This is a genomic window from Pseudoalteromonas sp. AOP7-A1-14 (assembly GCF_052376275.1).
In the GTDB taxonomy this organism is placed as follows: domain Bacteria; phylum Pseudomonadota; class Gammaproteobacteria; order Enterobacterales; family Alteromonadaceae; genus Pseudoalteromonas.
Genome location: NZ_JBQSVO010000067.1, coordinates 1 through 20,879, shown reverse-complemented (window position 1 = coordinate 20,879; position 20,879 = coordinate 1). Strand labels below are relative to the sequence as shown.

Here is a 20,879-nt window from a genome sequence, read left to right as displayed (position 1 = left end):
TTTTAATTCAGTTTGCTTATTTTATTCCCGCAATAACATAGGCTCATACCACTTATTATAAGCCGAAAAAAAATTGCCCGAACTCATCGAGTGAATTAAACGCAACCCCGAAGCCGTTTAACAAGCGAGCACTAAAAAGGTTAAAGCACGACATGAAAATATCTGCGTTAGCAACCTTAATTAATACAACGTTGTTATTTATAGTAGGTACTTCATTTTCTCCTGCCGCTGGCGAGGCGCTAGGTGCAAAATATAAGCAGCCCGCAGTTATTCATGTCACCGCAAGGAAACGTATAAAAAAAACACAGAAGTTACCTGTGGCTGTTTCTGCTTTAATCCCAAGTTTAATTATTGAGTCTTTATTTTGTCGTCCATTTTTACATTTCTGCGTTATTATTTTAGGGAAATGTAATGTCGTCTCGAGCTCATTACAGCCTGTTTCTTTAGGGATTAATGAAATTGTTCCAGAAAATTTCATATTAAAAGTTTCTACTGTATTTTATACAGTTTGAGTTCAAGTCTTGCGAGGCTCACAAAACGTTATTTGATTTAATACTCCTGCAAGCTTGGTTGATTTTCGCCCAAGCTAGGATACTGAAAGCTATATAAGTTCTGGCGTTTTTTGACTGTGTAATAATGTAATGTTTTATTGAGGTTTAAAATGAATGTAATATTTAAGGCTTGTTCTTTTTGTCTTATGGGGTCAGCAATATTTATTGGTGGCTACGCTGTCGCTGAAGACTTTGATGTACCCGTTGTTAACCCTTATTTAGGTGAGTTTCACTGGTCCGTACAGCCCAGCATTAGAAATCTTATGGCTCTTGATGGGCTGTCGAAAGAGAAGCTATCTAGCTGTATGGGAATTGCCGTGAGTGCGGGGAGTGTTGCTGCAAGTATGCATAGGAAGCACTTCAAGGAAGGGAAATTGATAGACGAGTTGTCTGCTGATTTGTCTTATCACTATGAATTAGACGGCTATATCCCGGTTCCTAGCGCGGTCTTGGAACCATGGGATGATGAAAAATCATCTTTAAGTGTTGATAAGACTCTAAAGATGAGAAAGCTTGATGTTGTCACTAAGTATTATGAAAGCTATGAGAATCTAAAAGTAAAAAACAGTAAAAATATTGTCGCTCAGCAACTGATTTGGGATTATTGCATGTCGATTCCTAAAGAAGCTTTTCTAAAATGAAGGTTAATTAAATAACTTAATTAAATAACTTAATTAATTCACTGCCTCTTTTAAAGTTAGTTAATTAGTGCACATAATACCGGCTTTTAAAACGGTTTTTTCGTTTATATTAATAAACGTTGCTGCTAAAGTAGCGATAATTAATTTATATACAGAAGAGATAAATAATGGCCGGATTTTGGAATTATCGAGTAATTTATTGTGAAGCAACTAAAGATGAAGCTGCGCAATATCAAATTCACGAAGTAGAATATAACCTCAATGGTAAAGTAACTAACTGGTCTGAAACCGGTGCCGCGCCATTTGGTAATACGGTTGAAGAACTATTAGCTGATAGCGATCGTTTAAAAACCGCTTTTGAAAAGCCAGCACTAAAAGTTGTTAGAAAAGAACGTGGTTATGAGCTAGTGGATGTTGAAACCGGTGAGGAAGCTTCTGCGGAACCGCCAGCGGGATTAACTGAATAAGTTATCAATTAAAGGTGCTTCGAGCGCCTTTTTTTTGTCTATTATCTAAATATAAAGGAATGAGTATGACGTTAAAAGCAATACTATTTGATATGGACGGTACCTTAGTTGATTCTGAGAGTCTGCACTTTAACTGTTGGAACGAGGTGCTTGCCAAGTACAATATTTGCTATGAAGAAGCCGCATTTTGCCAGCAGTTTTCAGGTCAACCTACTTTAATAGCGGCAGAGAATGTTATTGCAGAATATCAACTCGATATTCTGCCTGAGCAATTAGCAAAGGCCAAATATGATTACTTTGAAAAATACGTTGTAACTAATCTCCCTCCATTAATGCCGTTTAGCAAAGAGATATTAAAAGCAGTTAAAGCGAGCGGTTTAAAAATGGCATTAGTGACGGGCAGTGCCCGCCATGAAGCACTTCCTATTTTAAAAGGCTACGGCTTTTATGATTATTTTGATTGTGTGATAACTAAAGACGATGTAACCAATCCAAAGCCAGCTGGCGAGCCTTATTTACGCGCTTTAACACATCTCGGTATAAAGCCAAGCGAGGCTATTGCTATTGAAGACACTCATACAGGAGTTACATCAGCAAGCAATGCGGGAATAGCGGTGATGGCTATACCTAATCAACATACTGTAAGCCACGATTTTGCCAAAGCCATGGGACGATTTGATAGTCTTCAGGCTGTCTGGCGGTGGGTGCAAACTAAGCTATAATTAGAGTACTTATTTTATCAATTGGCAAGGATGCTGGTATGTACACATCTACACAGTCTTATTTATCGTTTTTTATGCTTGTTCTTTCACTAATAAGTTTTGGTGTATTTGCAAGCCCTGATCCTCAAGTACAGTTGGCAAATATTTACCAAACTGATAGTGAACAGGCAATTAGTGATTACTTAGTTAGCGAAAAGTTTGACGGTATTCGGGCTATTTGGACGGGGGCGGAGCTTGTAACTCGAAATGGCAATAAAATATATGCGCCAAAATGGTTTACCCAAGTATTACCCAATCGTTGGTTAGATGGCGAACTTTGGACAAAGCGCCAAGATTTTTCAGCCCTCAGTAGCATTGTCTCTAAGCATCAACCAATTGATAAAGAGTGGCAGAAAGTGACTTATCAAATTTTCGATATGCCTAATGATACTCAGCCTTTCATTAAAAGAGCCAATAACTACCATGCTTTAGTTAAGGAGGTCTCTGCAAAACATATAAGAGCAGTGATGCAACATCAATTTGCTAATAATAGTGAGCTTAACCGGTACTTTGATGAGTTGATTAAAGGTGGCGCAGAGGGGGTGATGTTACACCTGAAAAGCGCAAAGCATAAAGATGGTCGAAGTAATGCTTTATTAAAGTTAAAGCCTTATTTAGATGACGAAGCAATCGTTATGGCATACTTGCCCGGTAAAGGAAAATATAGCGGTATGATGGGGGCTCTTAGAGTTAAAACGGATAGCGGAGTCATGTTTTCAATCGGCACAGGATTCAGTGATAATGAGCGAGCTAATCCTCCTGCAATCGGTGCGACTATTACTTACCGGTATCATGGATTTACTAAAAATGGTTTGCCGCGCTTTGCTAGTTTTTTACGGGTGCGCAAGCAGTAATAAAGTTTCAATAAAATCATCAAACGTGCTAAATTGCGCGGCCTTTTAGCGTTCTAGTGGTGGCAAAATGTTGGTTGGTTTTGATTATGGTAGTTCAAATTGTGCAATGGGTGTAATGAATGCGCAGCAAACAGTAGAGCTTGTCCCCCTTGAGCAAGGTAAACATTTTTTACCGTCTACTTTATATACACCACATTCTGCATTAGTGGTTGATTATGTAACTGAACATCTAAAAGGTACTCACCACGAAGCTGTATTTTTACAAACACGCCAGCCACTATTAAATAGTATGACGCGAATTAAATCAGAGCTAGACTTTCAAAGTGGCGATAAAGCTATTTTTGTCGGGCGCGAAGCAATCGAAGAATATACGCAATTTCCTGACGAAGGGTATTTTGTTAAGTCCCCAAAATCTTTTTTTGGCGCGGTAGGACTAAAGCAGGCACAAATCAATTTTTTTGAAGATATCGCCACTGCAATGATCTTAAATATTAAACAACGCGCGGAAAACTCATTACAAAAAAGCCTAACCCATACAGTGATAGGGCGACCAGTTAACTTTCAGGCAGTGGGCGCAGAAGAGTCTAACCAGCAGGCATTGAATATTTTAGAGCGTGCTGCACAACGTGCAGGCTTTACCGAGGTGGCTTTTTTATATGAGCCATTAGCGGCAGGTATTGAATATGAAACCAACTTAACTATAGATAAGAAAGTTTTAGTGATTGATATTGGTGGCGGTACCAGCGATTGTTCATTTGTGCAAATGGGGCCGAGCTTTCGAGACAATAGCGAGCGAGATAATGACTTTTTAGCACACAGTGGTAAGCGTATTGGCGGTAATGACTTAGACATTGCTTTAAGCTACCACGGTTTAATGCCTCTATTGGGCTTAGGAAGCCAGTTTAAATCAGGTTTACCTTTACCAAACCAAGCATTTTGGCAAGCTTGTAAAATTAATGATGTAAATTTACAAAGTCAATTTTATAGTAAAGCGAATACCCGCGAGCTTATCGCTCAACTAAGAGATGTTAGTGAGCCTGAGCTATTTAAGCGTCTAATTGATTTACAGCAAAATAAGCAAGGGCATCAATTAGTACAGCAAGGTGAAGCAGCAAAAATCGCCTTGTCATCACAACCTGAGTTTAACTGTAATTTAGGTTTTTTAGCGGATGCTCTTGATAAAAATATAACCCTGGCAGAACTAGGCTTGGCTGTAGATAGTAGTATTAAGCAAATTGTAGAGTTAGCGCAGCAAGCAATTAAAGATGCAGGTACCGCGCCTGATGTTATTTATTTAACAGGAGGCAGCGCACAATCACCGCTTGTTAAAGCGGCGCTTAGTGAACACTTAGGCAATATCCCGATGATCAATGGCGACCACTTTGGTAGCGTTACTGCTGGGCTAACAAAGTGGGCACAGATGCTTTATCGCTAAAGCTTTTATAAGGTAATTTGGCGAGTAGCTAAGTATTTTTCGTAATCTGGAAGGCTGCGGTCAAGCTCTGCGTCCATCATCGGTGAGCTTAAGAGCATATCTGCACTGACTTCATTACACGCTACAGGAATATTCCACACCGCAGCTAAGCGTAATAACGCTTTTACATCAGGGTCGTGTGGCTGAGAAGCTAGAGGATCCCAAAAAAAGACCAACATATGCACTTCATGTTCGGCAATTTTTGCGCCTAGTTGCTGATCGCCGCCCATCGGACCGCTTAATAGTTTAACTACATCTAAACCTGTACTTCGTTCAATTAAAAGGCCCGTTGTACCTGTGCCATATAAAGTATGTTCGCTAAGGATTTGTTGGTGCTTTTCACACCAAAGTTTCAAGGCTGCTTTTTTACCGTCGTGGGCAACAAGCGCAATATTTTTTTTAGCTGGGAGTGATTGTTGTTTTTGTTCCATATTGACTCAATTTTCATTATATAAGAAGATTTATTGCGAGTGCGATAAACACTACACCGGTAATTTGGTCGATATAAATTTGGCTTTTTGGATGCGAGTGGAAATACTTTGCAATTTTATCGCCAAAGTAAATATATGTGCAGTCAATCGGAAAAGCAAAAATAGGATACAGCAAACCAAAAAAAGCCAGCTGAAAAGTAGTCGATGTGGTTAAGCTCGGATCAACAAATTGCGGTATAAAGGCAATAAAAAACAGTGCAACTTTAGGGTTTAATACTTCAGTCACCATGGCTTGAAACATCACATTCGACTTTTTCTTGGTTGTGATATGGGGCTTGTCTGGGCTATTGCATAAAGATTTCATAAACGTGCTTGTAATCATCACTACACCTAAGTAACAAAGATAAGTTGCACCTGCATACTGTACTATTGTGTAGGCTGTTTCAGAGGCTTTTAAAATAGCGGTTAAGCCAACTACAGCAAAAAAAGTATGAACGACACCACCTAAAGCGAAACCAAATGCACTTTGCAACCCCGCAGCGCGGCCATTTGCAAATGTTTGCGCCATTAAAAAAGCGTTTGAAGGCCCCGGTGCTATCGCAATTAAAAAGCTAGCTGCTAAAAAAGAGAGCAAAAATTCAGGGTTTATCATCGTTATTATTCACATTATGTTGAGTGAAATTTATGAGCCTGCTTAGTCAGTAGTATAGCCCAAAGAGGCAGTAAAAATAGTAAGTGTAACGCAATAAGGAGTGGGGTTGATAGCCCACTAAATTGAGTGACTACCACTAAGATACTCGCGCCACTCATTTGCATTACTCCAAGTAACGCGGACGCCGTCCCTGCTTGTTGAGCGAAGCCTGAAAGCGCTTTACCTGCTGCAGAGCCCATGGTTAATGCAAAACCCAGTGCAGAAAGTAAAATAGGCAACATAAATGCTAGGGCTGTTTTGATGTGGCTGGTAAGGACAAGTATTACGCCTGCAAGCACGAGTAGACTCAACCCTAATCGTAAGGCTGTTTGGCTGTGTTTTCTAATATACATCGGCGCGATGAAACTGGCGACAATACTTAAAATAGCATTAATGGTAAACCAAAAGGTGAAATCACTGACTGTACCGCCAAGCTCGGTAATAAGCCAGCCTGGTGCTAACGTTACGTAAGCTAAAATAGCCGACATAGAAATCATGCAAATACAGCTATTAAACAAAAATATTGGGTCTTTTATTATTGGTATGAAGCGTCTTAAATCAAGAATGTGGCCTCGGTATAAAGTGTTTTCAGGGCGAGTTTCTTTAAATAAAAATAGCGTAATAAGTAAGCCAATTAATGCGAATAAGGCTAAAAATAAAAAGTTAATCCGCCAACCAAATTGTACAGTGAGCCAAGCGCCTAAAATAGGGGCGAGCGCAGGAATAAAACAAACAATTCCATTTAGATAAGTGATCATTTGGCCGCTGCGCTCACTGCCATACTTATCTCTGACAATTGCAAATGCAATCACGAAGGTAGCGCATGCGCCAAGCCCTTGTATGGCTCTTGCGAACATTAACACCTTAAAAGTTGGAGCATAAAAGGCCAGTACGGCTGCTATACCGTAAGTGCTTACACCAAATAATGCCACTGGCTTTCGGCCGAACTTATCTGCTAATGGCCCAGCAATGAGCTGCCCTAAACCAACAGTGAGCATAAATATTGCCACTGTCTGTTGGAGTTGCTGTTCGCTAACCTTAAGTTGCTCTGCGATGGCAGGGAAGGCGGGCAAATAAATATCGATGCCCAGCGGGCAAAAAATAACTAGTAGTACTAAGATAACGAGTAAGCTGCGGTTAGGTGGTATTGAGCGAGTATGCATGAGTTCTCCTTTGGACTGCTATTTTAGGGCGCCGCAGATTAAATTGAAAGTATTAATAGGGTACATACGTAGTCATTTTTAATCACAAAGGAAAAATATTATATTTAGCCATATTAAATTAAACTTTTTCTAACTGGTCTGATGTGTTAATTTGTAATTATAACAATTTTGCTAAATAGAGTAATGCATGAGTGATAAATCAGCGGTGTTAAAAACGTGGCTTAAGATGCGCAAGTGGCCATGTGGGAATTGGCTTTTTAGTAAAGCTGTATGCTTTAAAGCCCCTTACTTTGCTTCTATAAAACCCTATATTTTAGATGTTAGCGATGGTTATTGTAGTGCAATGGTTAAGAAGCGACGTAGTATATTTAATCATATTGGAACGATTCATGCGATTGCACAGTGTAATTTAGCTGAGTTGTGCGCAGGTGTGTTGGTTGATTCCACAGTGCCGTTTAAAACCCATCGTTGGATCCCAAAAGGCATGACTGTACAATATTTAGCAAAAGTAGACACAGATGTTACTGCGGTTGCAGAGATAGACATGCCAAGACAGTGGCAAGATAAAGAAGATTTAATTGTACCCGTTAAACTTTATAATACTCGCGATGAACTGGTGTTCACCGCAGATATCACTATGTACATTACTGAGAAGAAAAAACCAAGATGAAAAAGCACTAAGAAAAACTCAGCGAATAAAGGTTACTTTTTTTCAGCGGCTTGTTTATTGAAAAATGACAAGTCGTTATCTTCATCATCTAGCACCGAGGTAAGCTCTGATTTATTATCATCGTTTGAAGCAATTAGCTCAATTGTTTCAGCTTCATGACGTTGTTTTAAATTACCTTCTATAGTGGCACCTGCTTCAATACTCAACGAGTCTTGATAAACATCACCATGAACTTGTGCTGAGCTTTCAATAATTACTTTGCTGGCATTTAACGAACCAATGATTTTGCCTTTAACTATCACGCTATCGGCACATACACTTCCCTCAACAACCCCTGTGTGACCAATTATTAGATGGCTTGTCCGTACATCACCATCAACACGGCCATCTAATTGTACTTCACCTAGGCTTACTAAAGAGCCTGTGAACCTAATACCTTCTGAAATGATAGAAGGAGCGTGGTTTGTTTTTTTTAATGCACTGCCAGCAGAGCTAGCGGTAGGTTGTTTTTTTTTACCGAACACGAGAAAGCGCCTTTGTTATTTTTACTGGATTGACATGCTTGTCGTTAAGTAATACTTCATAATGTAAGTGAGTACCTGTACTTCTCCCCGTACTTCCCATTAAGCCAATAACATCATTCTTATTAATTTCTTGGCCTTTTTTTACATTTATTTTATTAAGGTGGCCAAAACGAGTTACAAAGCCATTTTTATGTTTAAGCTCTATAAAGTTACCATAACCGCCGTTGCGACCTGCACGTAATACGGTGCCTGATGCAGGAGCAAAAATTTTAGATTTATGCCGACCGGCTAAATCAACCCCTTTATGATAAGCATGACGCTTATTCATGGGATCTTTACGTATACCAAAACTACTTGAAATATAATAATCAGCCGCAGGCAGTGTTTGCGGTAATTCGTTTAGTAAATTTTCAAGGTTATTCAAGGTCAATAGTTTGTCAGCAATAGCTATAAACTTGCTAGGGATTTTTGATTCATCAAATAAATCAAGTGGACCACCTTGTGCAACCGGTGTTGCTTCGCCATTTAATTGCTGGGCAAGGGCGGTATCTAATCCAGCGCCCTTAAGCATGGTTACAATGTCTTGCTGTCTTCGCTCAATTTGTTGTTCGATGTTGAGAAAGCTTTGCTGGTATTGGTTATTAAGTGATGCAAAACGCTGCTCAACACTTAGCGATTTTGATTGTACTTGAGTATTAGTAGGGCTTTTATCAATTAAAGGTTCATGAAACTCGCTTTGCTTTTCTTTAATGACCTCATCAGGATCAGTTACAGCGTCGGTGGTGCTCATTGAAGCTGGCAGGGAGTCAATCATGCTTTGTAACAAGGCTTGCTTTTGTTCAAGCGCAGATAGTTGTTCTAGTTGTTTCTCATAGAGGGCTTGTTGGGCTTTACGTTGTTGTTGCCATTGTTGCTGTTTAGAATGTTGACTTTGTTCTATATCAGAAATGTGATGTGTTTGCGTATAAACCTGTAAAGTAGACACGCTTAGCCATACAATTGCAGAAAAAACAATCAACACAGCCGTTATCTGTAACCAAGGTGCTAATACTAGGTGCTTTACTTCGCCATTTTGGCGGATCAACAGCTGTCTAGCTGGAAAAAACCGATGATAAAAAGACTTAATAAATACTGACATAACACATAAAGACTGACTATAAACCAGTTTAAGATAGCAACCTGAGCTAGAAAAGCCAGAAAAAAAATGTAACTAGTCGTAAAAAAGGAGGCGTTAGTTGCCTCCTTACAATAAATAACTTTAATAAATGCTAATATTTTAGTTACTTAGCTGGAAGTACAGTACCAGCTACTGAGCCAAAGCCAATGCGTACAAAGCCATCCGCTTCACACCAACCACGCATAATGACATTATCGCCATCTTCTAAAAAGCTGCGCTTTTCACCATTGCTCAGGGTAATTTGCTCTTTACCACCATGAGAAAGTTCAAGTAGTGAACCTGCTTCTTCGTGAGTAGGACCTGATTGTGTGCCTGACCCTAACATATCACCAGGCATGAAATTACAACCGTTTACCGTATGATGAGTAACCATTTGCGCAACGGTCCAGTAAGAGTGCTTAAAGCTTGATTTTGATACTTGCTCTGGAGCGTGGCTTTCGTCGCGCATTTTTTGCGTTTCGATTTGTACATCCATCTTAATATCAAAAGCACCTTGCTTGCGGTTATCTGTTGATTCTAAATAATCCATTGGTTGTGGATCGTTTTCGTCACGCGTCCAAGAAGTCCTGTATGGTGCAAGTGCTTCAGTAGTTACAATCCAAGGAGAAACAGTAGAAGCAAAGTTTTTAGCAAGGAACGGACCTAGTGGCTGATATTCCCACGCTTGTAAGTCGCGTGCTGACCAGTCGTTAAATACGCAAAAACCAAACACGTGGTTCTCAGCATTTTCAATTGCAATCGCATCACCAAGCTCATTAGCTTTACCAAGGTAAATACCTAATTCTAGCTCGTAATCTAAGCGTTTACATGGACCAAATGAAGGAACGTCAGCGTCTGGTGCTTTAGTTTGGCCTTTAGGGCGATGGAAAGCTTGGCCTGATACATCAATTGATGATGAACGACCATGATAACCAATAGGCACCCATTTATAATTAGGCAGTAAAGGGTTATCTGGGCGGAACAAGCTACCCACAGCGGTTGCGTGGTAAATTGATGTATAAAAATCAGTGTAGTCGCCAATACGACACGGTAACGCAAATTCAATGTCAGTTTGGGCGATAAGTGCATCAGAAAGTGTTGCTTGCTCAGCAGCATCTTCACGTAACGCTTTCGAAAGAGCTAAACGAAGTGCTGACCAGTATTGCTGACCAAGGGCCATAAATTCATTTAAAGTGGTTTGACTTGCTGCAACGATAGCTGTTTGCGCATCGCCTGAAAAAATAGCTAGCTCATTTACTTTTGTAAGATCGATAACTTGATCACCAATAGCAACGGCGCCACGAAATGCTTCACTACTGTTTTTACGACGAACTTCTGCAAAAGGTAAATTTTGAATAGGGAAGTCGCAGTTAGCAACATTGGCAGATGTTACCCAACTTTTTAAATTAATATCATGGGTTTCATTAATTAAGCTCATTTTATTTCCTTTTCTTTTGTAAGACTACGCATACACCTCATATAGTGCTCTATAGCGTAATTTAAAACATGTCTCTTTAACTTAATTGAGATAAACAACGAAAGCAGCGAACGCTTCGCTGCTTTCGTTTTGTAATATCGGTTTTATAAAACGCCGCGACGCTCTTGATCACGTTCAATTGATTCAAACAGTGCTTGAAAGTTACCTTCACCAAATCCACCATCATCAACACGTTGAATCATTTCGATAAAAATTGGGCCAAATAAGTTCTTTGAGAAAATTTGTAGTAAATAGCAGTTTTCGCTTTGACTATCGACTAATATTTGGTGCTCACGGATTTTTTCTTTATCTTCAGCAACCCAAGGTACACGATCAAAAATTGTTTCGTAATACTCAGGGATAATATCAAGGGTCGCGATAGTTGATTTATCAAGTTTATCTAGTGAGCTTACTAAGTCATCAGTTAAAAATGCTAAATGTTGAACTCCCGGGCCATTATACTCACCTAGGTATTCATCTATTTGGTTATTATCGCTACCTTTACCTTCGTTAATAGGAATGGAGAAGGTGCCACATGGTGATTTTAATGCATATGATAATAAAGCCGTTTTTTGACCTTTAATGTCAAAGTAACGTACTTCTGTAAAACCAAACACGTCTTTATAAAAGTTCGCCCATGTGTCCATAGTGCCTTTATAAACATTGTTAGTTAAGTGATCGATGCGCAGGAAACCTTTACTATCAACTACATTTTGTTCGCTTAAGTCTTCAAAGTCATTGTCGTAGATTGACCCCTTACTGCCAAACTGTTCAATAAAGTAAATTAAACTATCGCCGATGCCATAGATTGCTGGATAGGGTAAATCTTTATTTTCCGAACCAGTAGCAGGCTTTGCACCACGCTTTACTGCTGTTTCAAATGCTTTTTGTGCATTCTCAACACGCCAGCCCATTGAACAAATAGCAGGCCCATGGCTTTTTGCAAATTCAGCAGAAAAACCATCACGTTCATTATTAAGTAAAAAGTGAATATCGTTCTGATTGTAATAAACGATATCTTTACCTTTAAATGTTTTTAACTTAGAAAAACCAAAATCGGTAAATACTTTATCCATGTAGTCAGCGTCTGGTGTTGCGTATTCAGTAAACTCAATACCAACTAAACCTAAAGGGTTATTCACTTCACTCATAATAATTCTCCCGCAATCAAACACTGCGTTTTGTTGTATCAATTTACAGATGATTAACTATTAATTGATTAAGGGGAAGACAGAGAAATTATTTAGCTAATAGGCCCTTTGTAAATTAAATGTGACGGGTCGTTCAAAGGAAATAGTTCACAGGTTAGGTTTTGACATAAACACATAAATCCCTGCGAGTTGTGTTACATGAATTTGTGTTTTTGCTATTGATTTTATTGCACTTTAAAAAGAAGGTGTAGTGATAAAATAGGGAGTAATATCCCTATATTTTATTTTTATGCGTAATTAATTCTTTACATTTTCACTGCGATTGTTAAAGAATTTACTTCGTTGCTCAAGCCAAAGGTTAGGCCTGATGGTGGGCGCATTTTGATAATGACGCTCTACTTTTTTATTTAAGGTACGTGTGCTGGGCTGAAATTGAAGTAATTGTTGTGGGCCTCCCATTGTTTTTATTTCATCTCGAGTCAAACTGCGACCAGCATACAGCAGTGCATTTAAATACCCAGGTTCTGTTTCATAATTATCATCAGTTAATAGTAATACGGCTTTATTGAGTGCCCAACGGCGGTTAATTTCTCCCTCAGTTTTTACACCTGCCAACTCTCCGTCTATATACACCTCAAATACACCGTCGTTTGGTGCTGTATAGAATACAAGGGCTACACGATGCCAAGCATCTGATTGAGTAGCCCCAAAATAGCCACTTTCACTTGTTGATTTACCGTATCCGCCAACAGGATTAATAAAAATGTCAGCATCGTCGTCAGGAGTATTGTCGATGCTTGTTTGAACGACAGCTCGATAGATATCTTTGGTGGCATATGGCCAGTAAATATCCATCACTAGGGTGTAGTCTGACACTAAATCTTTATCTATAAAGTCACCATTAGCAGGAGTGTTTAAAGTGATCTGGAATCCCTCATCAGGTGAGTGATCAGTAAAAGCAAGAACGCCTGATGGCCCATCAATAAAGTCGTCTATCTCTAGTGAGGTAGTGGTATCAAATATACTTTCCTCTGGACCCCAATTTGTACTGTTTGGATCATAGTAGTTAAGTGTTGAAGGGCCATAATCCGCTTGGAATGGATCGCTTGCATCGTTAAAGTTCCAAACGGTTACATTATCTAGGCTTTGACAAGCATAAAGTTTTTTATCCGTATCGATATGTAAACATTGGCTGGTGCGATAGCGGGCATATTTATCAAGCAATTCCCAGGTTTCAGCTAATAAAACAGGCTCAGAAAAACTGATATTGCTAAAAAATTGCTTACCATTGAATGCGGGACCTTTTTGTAAAGCCAAGGTGTAATTATCGCCATCATTGATAGATTCAGGGAGAAGAGATATCCAGTCAGGTTTACTAGCGACAATGGATTTTAATTGTGAACCTGACACTGTTACCTGATAGATTGCGCTAAAACCAGGCGTGTTAGAAGGCTGTCTTTCCACTTGGAATGCATTATGAAAATCTTCTTGTGTTAGTGTGCCTGGCGTCCAGCGAGTTTGTACTTGAGCTGAATCAAATAATACAGCATCCACTTTGTATTGGTATTTTGTGCTTAACGCTGTAATTTCCATGACTTGTTCTGCTGTAGGGTAGTTTTCTGAAATTGCTATTTCAGTATTTGCATCCGGTGCATATTTACCCATTATTGAATCTATTTCATTCTGCAGTTGCTCATCTGTAGGTGAGATGGCAGATGTTGCTACAGTTTCGTAATCAATATTCGTAAGTATTTTTGTGCCTGAATCAAAAGTAAGTGTTAAATCAGTCAGCCCTTGAGCAAAGAAGTTAGGTTGTATAACAATACTGCCGTTTTCAAGTTGTTGATAATTTTCACCGCCATGAGTGTGTCCGCCAAGCACAAGATCAATGCCTGGCACATTCTCTGCGATGCGAATATCATGACCTTCACCAAGGTGACTAAGCATAATCATATAATCGACATCTTGGCGGTATTGATTCACAATATTTTCTGCAATATCTTGCCATTGCCAGTTCATTTTAAAGTTACGGATAAAGTCTGGGATTGGATCGTCTTCCAGGGGTTCATCAAGTTCGTTCCATGGTACAGAGGTCATGCCAAAAAAGCCTACTTTAAGGCAGCCTATTTGAACAATTGAGAAATCTACTCCATCAAAGTCTTGCTCTGTGGAGACCCTTCATAACTGGTATTACTTGCTAATACGATAGCGTGGTCGTCATTAGCGTACTCAACCAGCTGTTCCGGTCCCCAAGCATAATCATGATTGCCAATAACTCTAACATCAAACTCCATCGCTTTTATTGCTTCAACGGTGGCTTTTCCCATAGAGGTTTGTTCCGCAACGGTGCCTTTTTCATAATCGTCGCCACCATTTGTAAATACGGTGTAAGGTTGCTCTGCTATTGCGTTGTTATAATAGCCTTTAATGTGGCTAAAGTACTTTTCTTTGAAGCCAAAGCGGGCGTGTAAATCAGCAACGTGGATAAAGCGTAGAGTTTGACTTGACTGATTAGCTGTACAGGTAGGACCTATATTTGTTGTTATTGTAGGTTCCGTTCTTGTTTGAACAGCGAAAGTACCAAAGTTAGTCATTGATGCACTGACGCTGTTTGAGCCACTGGTTATAGTGGTTAAAGGCTGCCAGAGACCATCAATTAATTGCACTATAGTTAAAAGCTGCTGTGGTTCAGTACTTGTAACATCAATTTTAATGGTAACAGGCTTTTTGAATACTAGATCTTGGGGACTAAATGTATAAAGAGGGGAAACAATATTAAGCTCTTTATTAGGAGTATCTAACTCGGCTTTACTAAAAATAAAGCTAGTGTCAGTTGTAACGGAATTAGCGGGGGCGTTTAACTGAACTAAATTGTTATCAAAACTTTCAACTAAGCCATTATTTGCAGAAATCACTAAGCCTGTTTCTTCAACCTCAAAGTTAATATCTTTTTTCGTATTGTCACCGCCACAACTACTTAGTAGAGCTAAAGCTGTTATAAAAATAGGGAATTTAATTAATGAAGAAAAAGACATATACCTGTACTACCACTTAGTTGAGTAGCTTAATTATATCAGTTTTAGAAACAAGCTTGTAGAAAAAATCACTCATGAATGCTTTGAATATGCATTAAATAGGCTGGTTTTTATATTACTGCAGAGTATTTTACTTATTTGTCGTAAGGATTATTTTTAGTTACTAAAGGTGAGAAAGTTTAAATGATGTGCTTGAAAGTGATAAGGCAAGATATTGCTATCTTGCCTTATAAGAAAATACTTTGATACTAATTCATAAAACCTAGGTTCTATTGAGTACTTGTTTCAGTTAGACCTTGTTTTTCCCATATTTTAGCTTTAAAACTCATTAGCACTAGTACAATACCTACGCCAATACTAAATAGCGCAATTTGTAGGTAAAGGTAAGGAATGTCTTGCATGTTTTTAGGATCAAAGCCACCTGCTAGTAAACCTGCAATAATATTACCGATAGAGTAGGTTAATACAAAGACACCCATCATCTGACCTGAGAAGCGTTGCGGAGATAAACGGCTCACAGCGCTTAATGCTATAGGGCTTAAACAAAGCTCACCCACAGTATGTAGGAAGTAGGTAGTAACTAACCAGTAAGGTGCTACTTTTAAGCCTTCAGCAGCATATTGAGCCGCCATAAACATTACTAAGAAGCCTGATGCCATGATGATCAACCCAAATGCACACTTCACACTATAAGAAGGCGAAATCATGCTTTTTGATAAGTTGATCCAAAGGGCTGCAAAAAATGGCGAAAGTACAATAATAAAAATTGCGTTTAGTGATTGGAACCACGCAGTAGGGATTTCAAAGGAGCCAACTAAACGATCAGTATAATCACGAGCAAATAAATTAAGTGACGAGCCTGCTTGCTCAAAACCAGACCAGAAACATGCTGAAGCAACACACACTAAGAAGAGTGCCCACATACGGCGTTTTTCAGCTTCAGTTAGATTTCCCTTAAAATAGATAATACCAAAGTAAGCAAAGAAGATAAGTGTGAATACAATGGCAACGTAGCCAGCAACTTCTACTGGATCAATAACTAAAGCGCCTGTCATAGCGGCAGCTACAATCGATGCGACAATAATTATAAAAGCTGCGATGGCAAACCAAGTACGAGTCATGCCTCGCTCACTTAATGGATTCGCGGGAGCTGAGCTATGAGTAGGTAAATGCTTTGTGGTGAAGTGATATTGAATTAAACCAATCCCCATACCTACCGCTGCTGCACCAAACGCCCAGTGCCAGCCTACATTTTCCATAAAGTAGCCACATACGTAGTAACCAATAATCGAACCTAAGTTAATGCCCATGTAGTAAATGGCAAAACCACTATCACGGCGGTCGTCTTCACTAGAATATAGCTGACCAACCATCGCGCTGATATTTGGTTTTAATAAACCCGTACCGGAGGCTACAAAAATCAATCCGATAAAAAATGAATACTCATGTGGTATGGCTAAAATAATGTGACCAATCATGATAATGACACCGCCGTACCATACCGCTTTTTGACCGCCAAATACGCGGTCAGCAAGCCAACCCCCTGGCAAGCCTAAGAAGTATACAGCACCAGTGTATAAACCATATATTGCAGAAGCAGAGGCAACAGTAAATGCTAAACCTTCTTTTTGTAAGCTTGCGGTCATAAATAACACCAACAATGCTCGCATACCATAGTAACTCATTCGTTCCCACATCTCAGTGAAGAACAGTGTTGAAAGTCCTTTTGGGTGGCCGAAAAACCCCCCATTTGAAGATGAACTCATATTTACTTCCTAACTTATATTGTTATTGCGGCCTTTTATTTTTGCTTTTATTGTTCGTGTAAGTAATGCACTAACTGAACGGGCGGCCATGAATGTTTTTTATGCAGCTAAGATAATGGTTTGCTTACTAAGGTGTTACTTAGTGGTAAGAGTCACACCTTTATCCTAGCTACAACTGCGGCTAAGTATACATAGACCTTATGGTTAGGGGAAGTGCTTGCGACAGTTGGTAGAAATAGTGGGTATAGCCAAACACCTCATTATAAAAGTATTATTGAGGTGTTTAGCATATATTAATAATCTGCGTAAGGTACTACAGGAGTTCCTGGAAAGGCCATTTCGCTATACACCGGATTGAAATAATACCTAAAGTATAATTGTGCATAGTTTGGCTCGTAAAAATCAGCCCGGTCTAAGTTAAAGAAACCACCGAAAAACCAGTGTGGAGTAAAGCGATATTCAAAGCTCCCCCCAAGGTTGTAAGATACTCCTGAGCTTGAACTACCTTCAAATTTAGGGTTAACACCCGTTAGCGATTCCCGTGCTTCAGCTTGGTTTTGTAATAGAGGGTCATTGGGGAAAAAATCGCTCTCATCATTGGTGGTCGTTGACCATGATAACCCGGCTCGTAATCGATATATAAAGTCGTTATTTACGCGTCGGTCAAAGATAACCGGTAGGGAAGCGCCTATATAATTCTGTGGGCTATAGTAACCCCCATGGCCAAAGGTTTCTTCACTTAAATTGTATTGATAAGACCAATGTAATAAATTAACGCCCAGAGTTAACTCGGTATTTTTTTCGCGAATGTAGCGATTATATACTCCACCCATGATGCTATAGCGCTGGTTGTCTTTAACGTTTTTACCTTGTAATAGTTGAAAATCAGTAGATCCCCAAAAGCCCCAGTCGAGACCTAAGTCATGAGACAGGTTAAAGCGTAAACTGGTTGCTCTTACACCGCCCCATATTTGATTGGTACGTACATCTTCTAGGCCTGCATACGATAATACGGAGCTAGTTACGGGGCGTTTATTCAATGTTACGCTATAGCCGAAGTCACCAAAACTGTCATTATAATCAACACCCCAAACAACATCTTCAACTAAAAAACCAAGTGGAGTCGTTCCTATGTCAAATCGCCAAGTCTCATTTTGCCATGCTAAACCAATATCCAGACCTTGTTGTTTTGGTTCGATGCTGTTCAGTGGGCAATCTAAAATACACAATGCACCTTTGCCATAACGACTGCCTGAAAATGTTTCGTCAAAGCGGGTTTCTTGACTTGATACCGACATTGGATCGAGCTTAATAATAGCCATGCCGTCCCATAACGAAAAACCTGCTTCTATAGGGAAAGAGCTTGCACCTAAGGTAGCATCACTTTGTGTACTTGTTTGACTACTTAAATTAATACCTGCGGTGATATAGGCTTGGTTTTGTTGCTGCATTCGCGCGAGCTCACGTTTGGCATTATTGACATACCATGGGGCGCTTTCATCTAAACTGTAAAGTTGGTAATTTAGAGATGGGTTGTTTTTCGACTTAATACTACTGTGCGGCTCAATTGCTTCTTTATACCAACTCTCGGCAAAGTCAGCTTGTCCATGACTTTGTGCAACTTGCGCTGCTTGGTAATACATCTGTTGGCTATAGTTTGATTTTACAAGCAAGTCATTTGCAAGGCGCATTACATTCGTTTCATCTTGAAAATCATTAAGTTCAGTCATTAACAATTGTTGTTGATAAGTTTGTTCTTTATCAATGTCATTTATTAACGCAGCGATGATTCGATCGGATAAAGCATCTTCACCTAATTCACGACTCACTTTTGCCACAGCAAGCTCTGTTTCTTGAGCCAAGGGTGTGCCTTGCTGAAACTGTTGGTTTTTGTATAATTCAACGGCTTTATTTGGGGAGCCCAACTGGATATTGGCGTTGATCAAGGCATCGTATGCTGCAGAATTATTAGGGTAGGACTGCGTAAGTTGATTTAATAGCTCAAGGCGATCTTCGCCTTGGTTAAACTTATTTATATAATCAGCCTGTAAAATAATCCAGTTAGTTTGTTGTTCTTCAGTTGCAGGTTGAGGCAGTTGATAGTTAGTAAGCCATTGCTTAGCTTGTTGCTCATTATTACCTTCTAAAAGCCACTGCCCATAGGTCATATGCCAGTATGTATTTAAAGTAGGGTCTCGCTCCAGAGCTATTTTTAACTGTTTAGTTGCCTCATTATATTCATTGATTTGCTTCCAAAGTGTAGCGAGCTCAGCTTGCATTAGAGGCGTTAACGGTTGCGCACCAAGTTCAGTTAAATTATAAATTATAGTCGCTTTATTATCCGTCATATTACTAGCAAGTTCATTCATTTTTGCATTGATATTGAGCTGCTGCATTAGCTGAACAATATTTTCATCACGCGCATTGTTGGGAATATAAGTAAGTGTTTCTAAAGCACCTTGATAGTCATTAATAGAGCGCAGAAAAACTGCATGGCTATATCTTAGCTCTGCATCAAGAGGGAATTGCCATAATGTTTTTTTATAAAGTGCTTTAGCGTGATCTAATAAACCTTGTTGTTGATATAAATTAGCTAAATCGTAATACAACCAACTTTGCCTTGGGGTTTGCTTAATCGCTAATAGTAATAAATTTACTGCTTCATCAAGTTGACCTTGTTCGGCCAAATTTGTTGCACGTAGCCGCAGTTGTCGACTTTGTAACTGAGAGTATTGCTGCGCAATCGCTATTTGTTGTGCTTGAGTTAATTGATAATAAAATTGGTTTGTACGCTCAAAGTTATTATCTATACTCAAAACCTCTAATATCGCACTCAGTGCTGATGCGTTAGTTGGATCGCTTTGGAGTACTTTATTGTAATAATCTATTGCTTGCTTGAATTTTCCTTGCGTACGCGAAAGTTCTCCTCGATAGTAGTATACGGTTTCTGGGCTTTCAGAGAGGGTATCAGCAAGATCGATTTTTTGTATCGCTTTTTTAAAATTTTTAGCGGCTATTGCCTTTTTTGTTTCATCAATATATTGCCAAAATTTAGCTGTATTAGCCAAACCTCGATAGACAGAAACTAAATCTATATTATCAGTACTGCGTTGAGCCTTTTTAAAATAAGTATATGCTTTTGCATTTATACCTTGTCTTAAATACAAAAAACCTAGGCTGTTTAACACATCATGATCGTTAGGGCGTCCTTTATAGGCTTGTAGTAACAGTCTTTCAGCCTTGCTATATTGCTTTTTTTCAAGCGCAACAGCGCCTCTTTTCCATAGTTTATAAGCGGGATCTGCTTGTTTTATTAGCTCCTGCTTTAATGCTTTTTGAAAGTCTGTATATTGTAATTTCCCTTTACTACTATTCGGGTAACTATTTAAATACTCTTGATATGCTTTGTCTGTTTGTTGATTAATGGGCATATTGTTGAGCGCTGCTAACCAAGCAAATTCAGTTTCCACACTGTATTGATTACTTTGCGCATAATGGCGATAAATTGCTAATGCGTCTTTATCTTGAGGTTTTTTCTTTAAAACATGTCGGGCATAGGCTATATCAAAGCGGCCTACGTTAGGGAAGCGAGCACGTAAAGATTGATAGCCTCTATATGCTTGTTGCCAATTACTTGAATCACTGGCAATCCAGTTGATATGTTCAAATTTATACTCAATGCTAGGGTAAGCACTGGAAAATAATTTACCATAAATTTGTATTGCTGCAGGGTAGCGGCCCGCACGTGCAAGCAAGCGAGCTTGTTGAATTTGTTGTTTATCAGAGGTGTTTACTCGAGCTAGTAACTTTAATTGTTTCACACATGTTTGTTTACTATCAAAAGCACTAAATTGATTGATTATAGTTTGTGCTTGATTCAGTTTATTTTGTACAATCAATACTCGAGCTTGGGCACATTTAGCAAGAATATTATTAGGTGCTATGCTTAACAGCTTATCAAGGCTATTAGTCATCAGTAATTGATTCTGCTGAATTTCACCGAGTTCAATTTGGCTAACTAGCCACTCTATGGAGTCTGTATCGAGGTCCGTAGATGTTTGAGAGCC

Annotated in this window: 18 protein-coding genes; 7 read left to right on the top strand and 11 right to left on the bottom strand. The window is 39.2% G+C overall.

Annotated elements, in window-relative coordinates:
* Nucleotides 1–152: 152 nt before the first annotated feature.
* The 6 genes from ACT3RM_RS11270 to yegD all read left to right on the top strand — a co-directional run bounded on the left by ACT3RM_RS11270 (nucleotide 153) and on the right by yegD (nucleotide 4,709).
* On the top strand, nucleotides 153–512 hold the full coding sequence (locus ACT3RM_RS11270; RefSeq protein WP_441834845.1) for a hypothetical protein: 360 nt from the start codon (nucleotides 153–155) through the stop codon (nucleotides 510–512).
* Nucleotides 513–661: 149 nt separating this feature from the next.
* Nucleotides 662–1,192, top strand: coding sequence for a hypothetical protein (locus tag ACT3RM_RS11265; RefSeq protein ID WP_441834846.1), 531 nt, complete (start codon nucleotides 662–664; stop codon nucleotides 1,190–1,192).
* A 167-nt stretch (nucleotides 1,193–1,359) separates the two neighbouring features.
* On the top strand, nucleotides 1,360–1,659 hold the full coding sequence (locus ACT3RM_RS11260; RefSeq protein WP_441834847.1) for a hypothetical protein: 300 nt from the start codon (nucleotides 1,360–1,362) through the stop codon (nucleotides 1,657–1,659).
* 65 nt (nucleotides 1,660–1,724) lie between these two features.
* Nucleotides 1,725–2,381, top strand: coding sequence for an HAD family hydrolase (locus ACT3RM_RS11255; RefSeq protein ID WP_441834848.1), 657 nt, complete (start codon nucleotides 1,725–1,727; stop codon nucleotides 2,379–2,381).
* A gap of 38 nt (nucleotides 2,382–2,419) precedes the next feature.
* A complete protein-coding gene (locus ACT3RM_RS11250; RefSeq protein WP_441834849.1) occupies nucleotides 2,420–3,274 on the top strand; it encodes a DNA ligase in 855 nt (284 codons plus the stop codon).
* A 67-nt stretch (nucleotides 3,275–3,341) separates the two neighbouring features.
* A complete protein-coding gene (gene yegD / locus ACT3RM_RS11245) occupies nucleotides 3,342–4,709 on the top strand; it encodes a molecular chaperone (protein ID WP_441995889.1) in 1,368 nt (455 codons plus the stop codon).
* Between the two features lie 5 nt (nucleotides 4,710–4,714).
* Here the strand turns inward: yegD and ACT3RM_RS11240 are convergent, their stop codons facing one another.
* The 3 genes from ACT3RM_RS11240 to ACT3RM_RS11230 are packed head-to-tail and all read right to left on the bottom strand — an operon-like array spanning nucleotide 4,715 to nucleotide 7,033.
* The gene (locus tag ACT3RM_RS11240) at nucleotides 4,715–5,179 is read right to left on the bottom strand and encodes a methylglyoxal synthase (RefSeq protein WP_441995032.1); all 465 of its coding nucleotides are present in this window, start codon (nucleotides 5,177–5,179) and stop codon (nucleotides 4,715–4,717) included.
* A gap of 16 nt (nucleotides 5,180–5,195) precedes the next feature.
* Nucleotides 5,196–5,831 carry a LysE family translocator gene (locus tag ACT3RM_RS11235; protein ID WP_441995034.1) on the bottom strand — a complete coding sequence of 212 codons (636 nt, stop codon included), beginning with the start codon at nucleotides 5,829–5,831 and terminating at the stop codon, nucleotides 5,196–5,198.
* A 14-nt stretch (nucleotides 5,832–5,845) separates the two neighbouring features.
* Nucleotides 5,846–7,033 carry a multidrug effflux MFS transporter gene (locus ACT3RM_RS11230; protein WP_441995035.1) on the bottom strand — a complete coding sequence of 396 codons (1,188 nt, stop codon included), beginning with the start codon at nucleotides 7,031–7,033 and terminating at the stop codon, nucleotides 5,846–5,848.
* A 187-nt stretch (nucleotides 7,034–7,220) separates the two neighbouring features.
* Here ACT3RM_RS11230 and ACT3RM_RS11225 point away from each other — a divergent pair, with 187 nt between their 5' ends.
* Nucleotides 7,221–7,703 carry a hotdog fold domain-containing protein gene (locus tag ACT3RM_RS11225; protein ID WP_441995037.1) on the top strand — a complete coding sequence of 161 codons (483 nt, stop codon included), beginning with the start codon at nucleotides 7,221–7,223 and terminating at the stop codon, nucleotides 7,701–7,703.
* 32 nt (nucleotides 7,704–7,735) lie between these two features.
* On the opposite strand, the gene ACT3RM_RS11220 is transcribed toward ACT3RM_RS11225, so the two are convergent.
* The 8 genes from ACT3RM_RS11220 to ACT3RM_RS11185 all read right to left on the bottom strand — a co-directional run.
* Entirely contained in the window at nucleotides 7,736–8,227 is a 492-nt protein-coding gene (locus ACT3RM_RS11220; RefSeq protein WP_441995038.1) for a bactofilin family protein, read from the bottom strand.
* Nucleotides 8,217–9,365: a M23 family metallopeptidase gene (locus ACT3RM_RS11215; RefSeq protein WP_441995039.1), complete on the bottom strand. Its 1,149-nt coding sequence runs from the start codon at nucleotides 9,363–9,365 to the stop codon at nucleotides 8,217–8,219. Before ACT3RM_RS11215 ends, ACT3RM_RS11220 begins: the two co-directional genes overlap by 11 nt.
* Before the next feature lie 142 nt (nucleotides 9,366–9,507).
* Nucleotides 9,508–10,821 (bottom strand): fumarylacetoacetase, encoded by a 1,314-nt coding sequence (fahA, locus tag ACT3RM_RS11210; RefSeq protein WP_441995040.1) that lies wholly within the window; start codon nucleotides 10,819–10,821, stop codon nucleotides 9,508–9,510.
* 143 nt (nucleotides 10,822–10,964) lie between these two features.
* Nucleotides 10,965–12,011 (bottom strand): 4-hydroxyphenylpyruvate dioxygenase, encoded by a 1,047-nt coding sequence (gene hppD / locus ACT3RM_RS11205; RefSeq protein WP_441995042.1) that lies wholly within the window; start codon nucleotides 12,009–12,011, stop codon nucleotides 10,965–10,967.
* Nucleotides 12,012–12,308: 297 nt separating this feature from the next.
* Entirely contained in the window at nucleotides 12,309–14,108 is a 1,800-nt protein-coding gene (locus ACT3RM_RS11200) for a hypothetical protein (protein WP_441995043.1), read from the bottom strand.
* A gap of 47 nt (nucleotides 14,109–14,155) precedes the next feature.
* Entirely contained in the window at nucleotides 14,156–15,046 is an 891-nt protein-coding gene (locus ACT3RM_RS11195) for a hypothetical protein (RefSeq protein WP_441835604.1), read from the bottom strand.
* A gap of 269 nt (nucleotides 15,047–15,315) precedes the next feature.
* Nucleotides 15,316–16,812 carry a peptide MFS transporter gene (locus ACT3RM_RS11190; protein ID WP_441835603.1) on the bottom strand — a complete coding sequence of 499 codons (1,497 nt, stop codon included), beginning with the start codon at nucleotides 16,810–16,812 and terminating at the stop codon, nucleotides 15,316–15,318.
* Nucleotides 16,813–17,105: 293 nt separating this feature from the next.
* A partial coding sequence (locus tag ACT3RM_RS11185; protein ID WP_441996599.1) for a cellulose synthase subunit BcsC-related outer membrane protein occupies nucleotides 17,106–20,879 on the bottom strand: 3,774 nt, incomplete at its 5' end.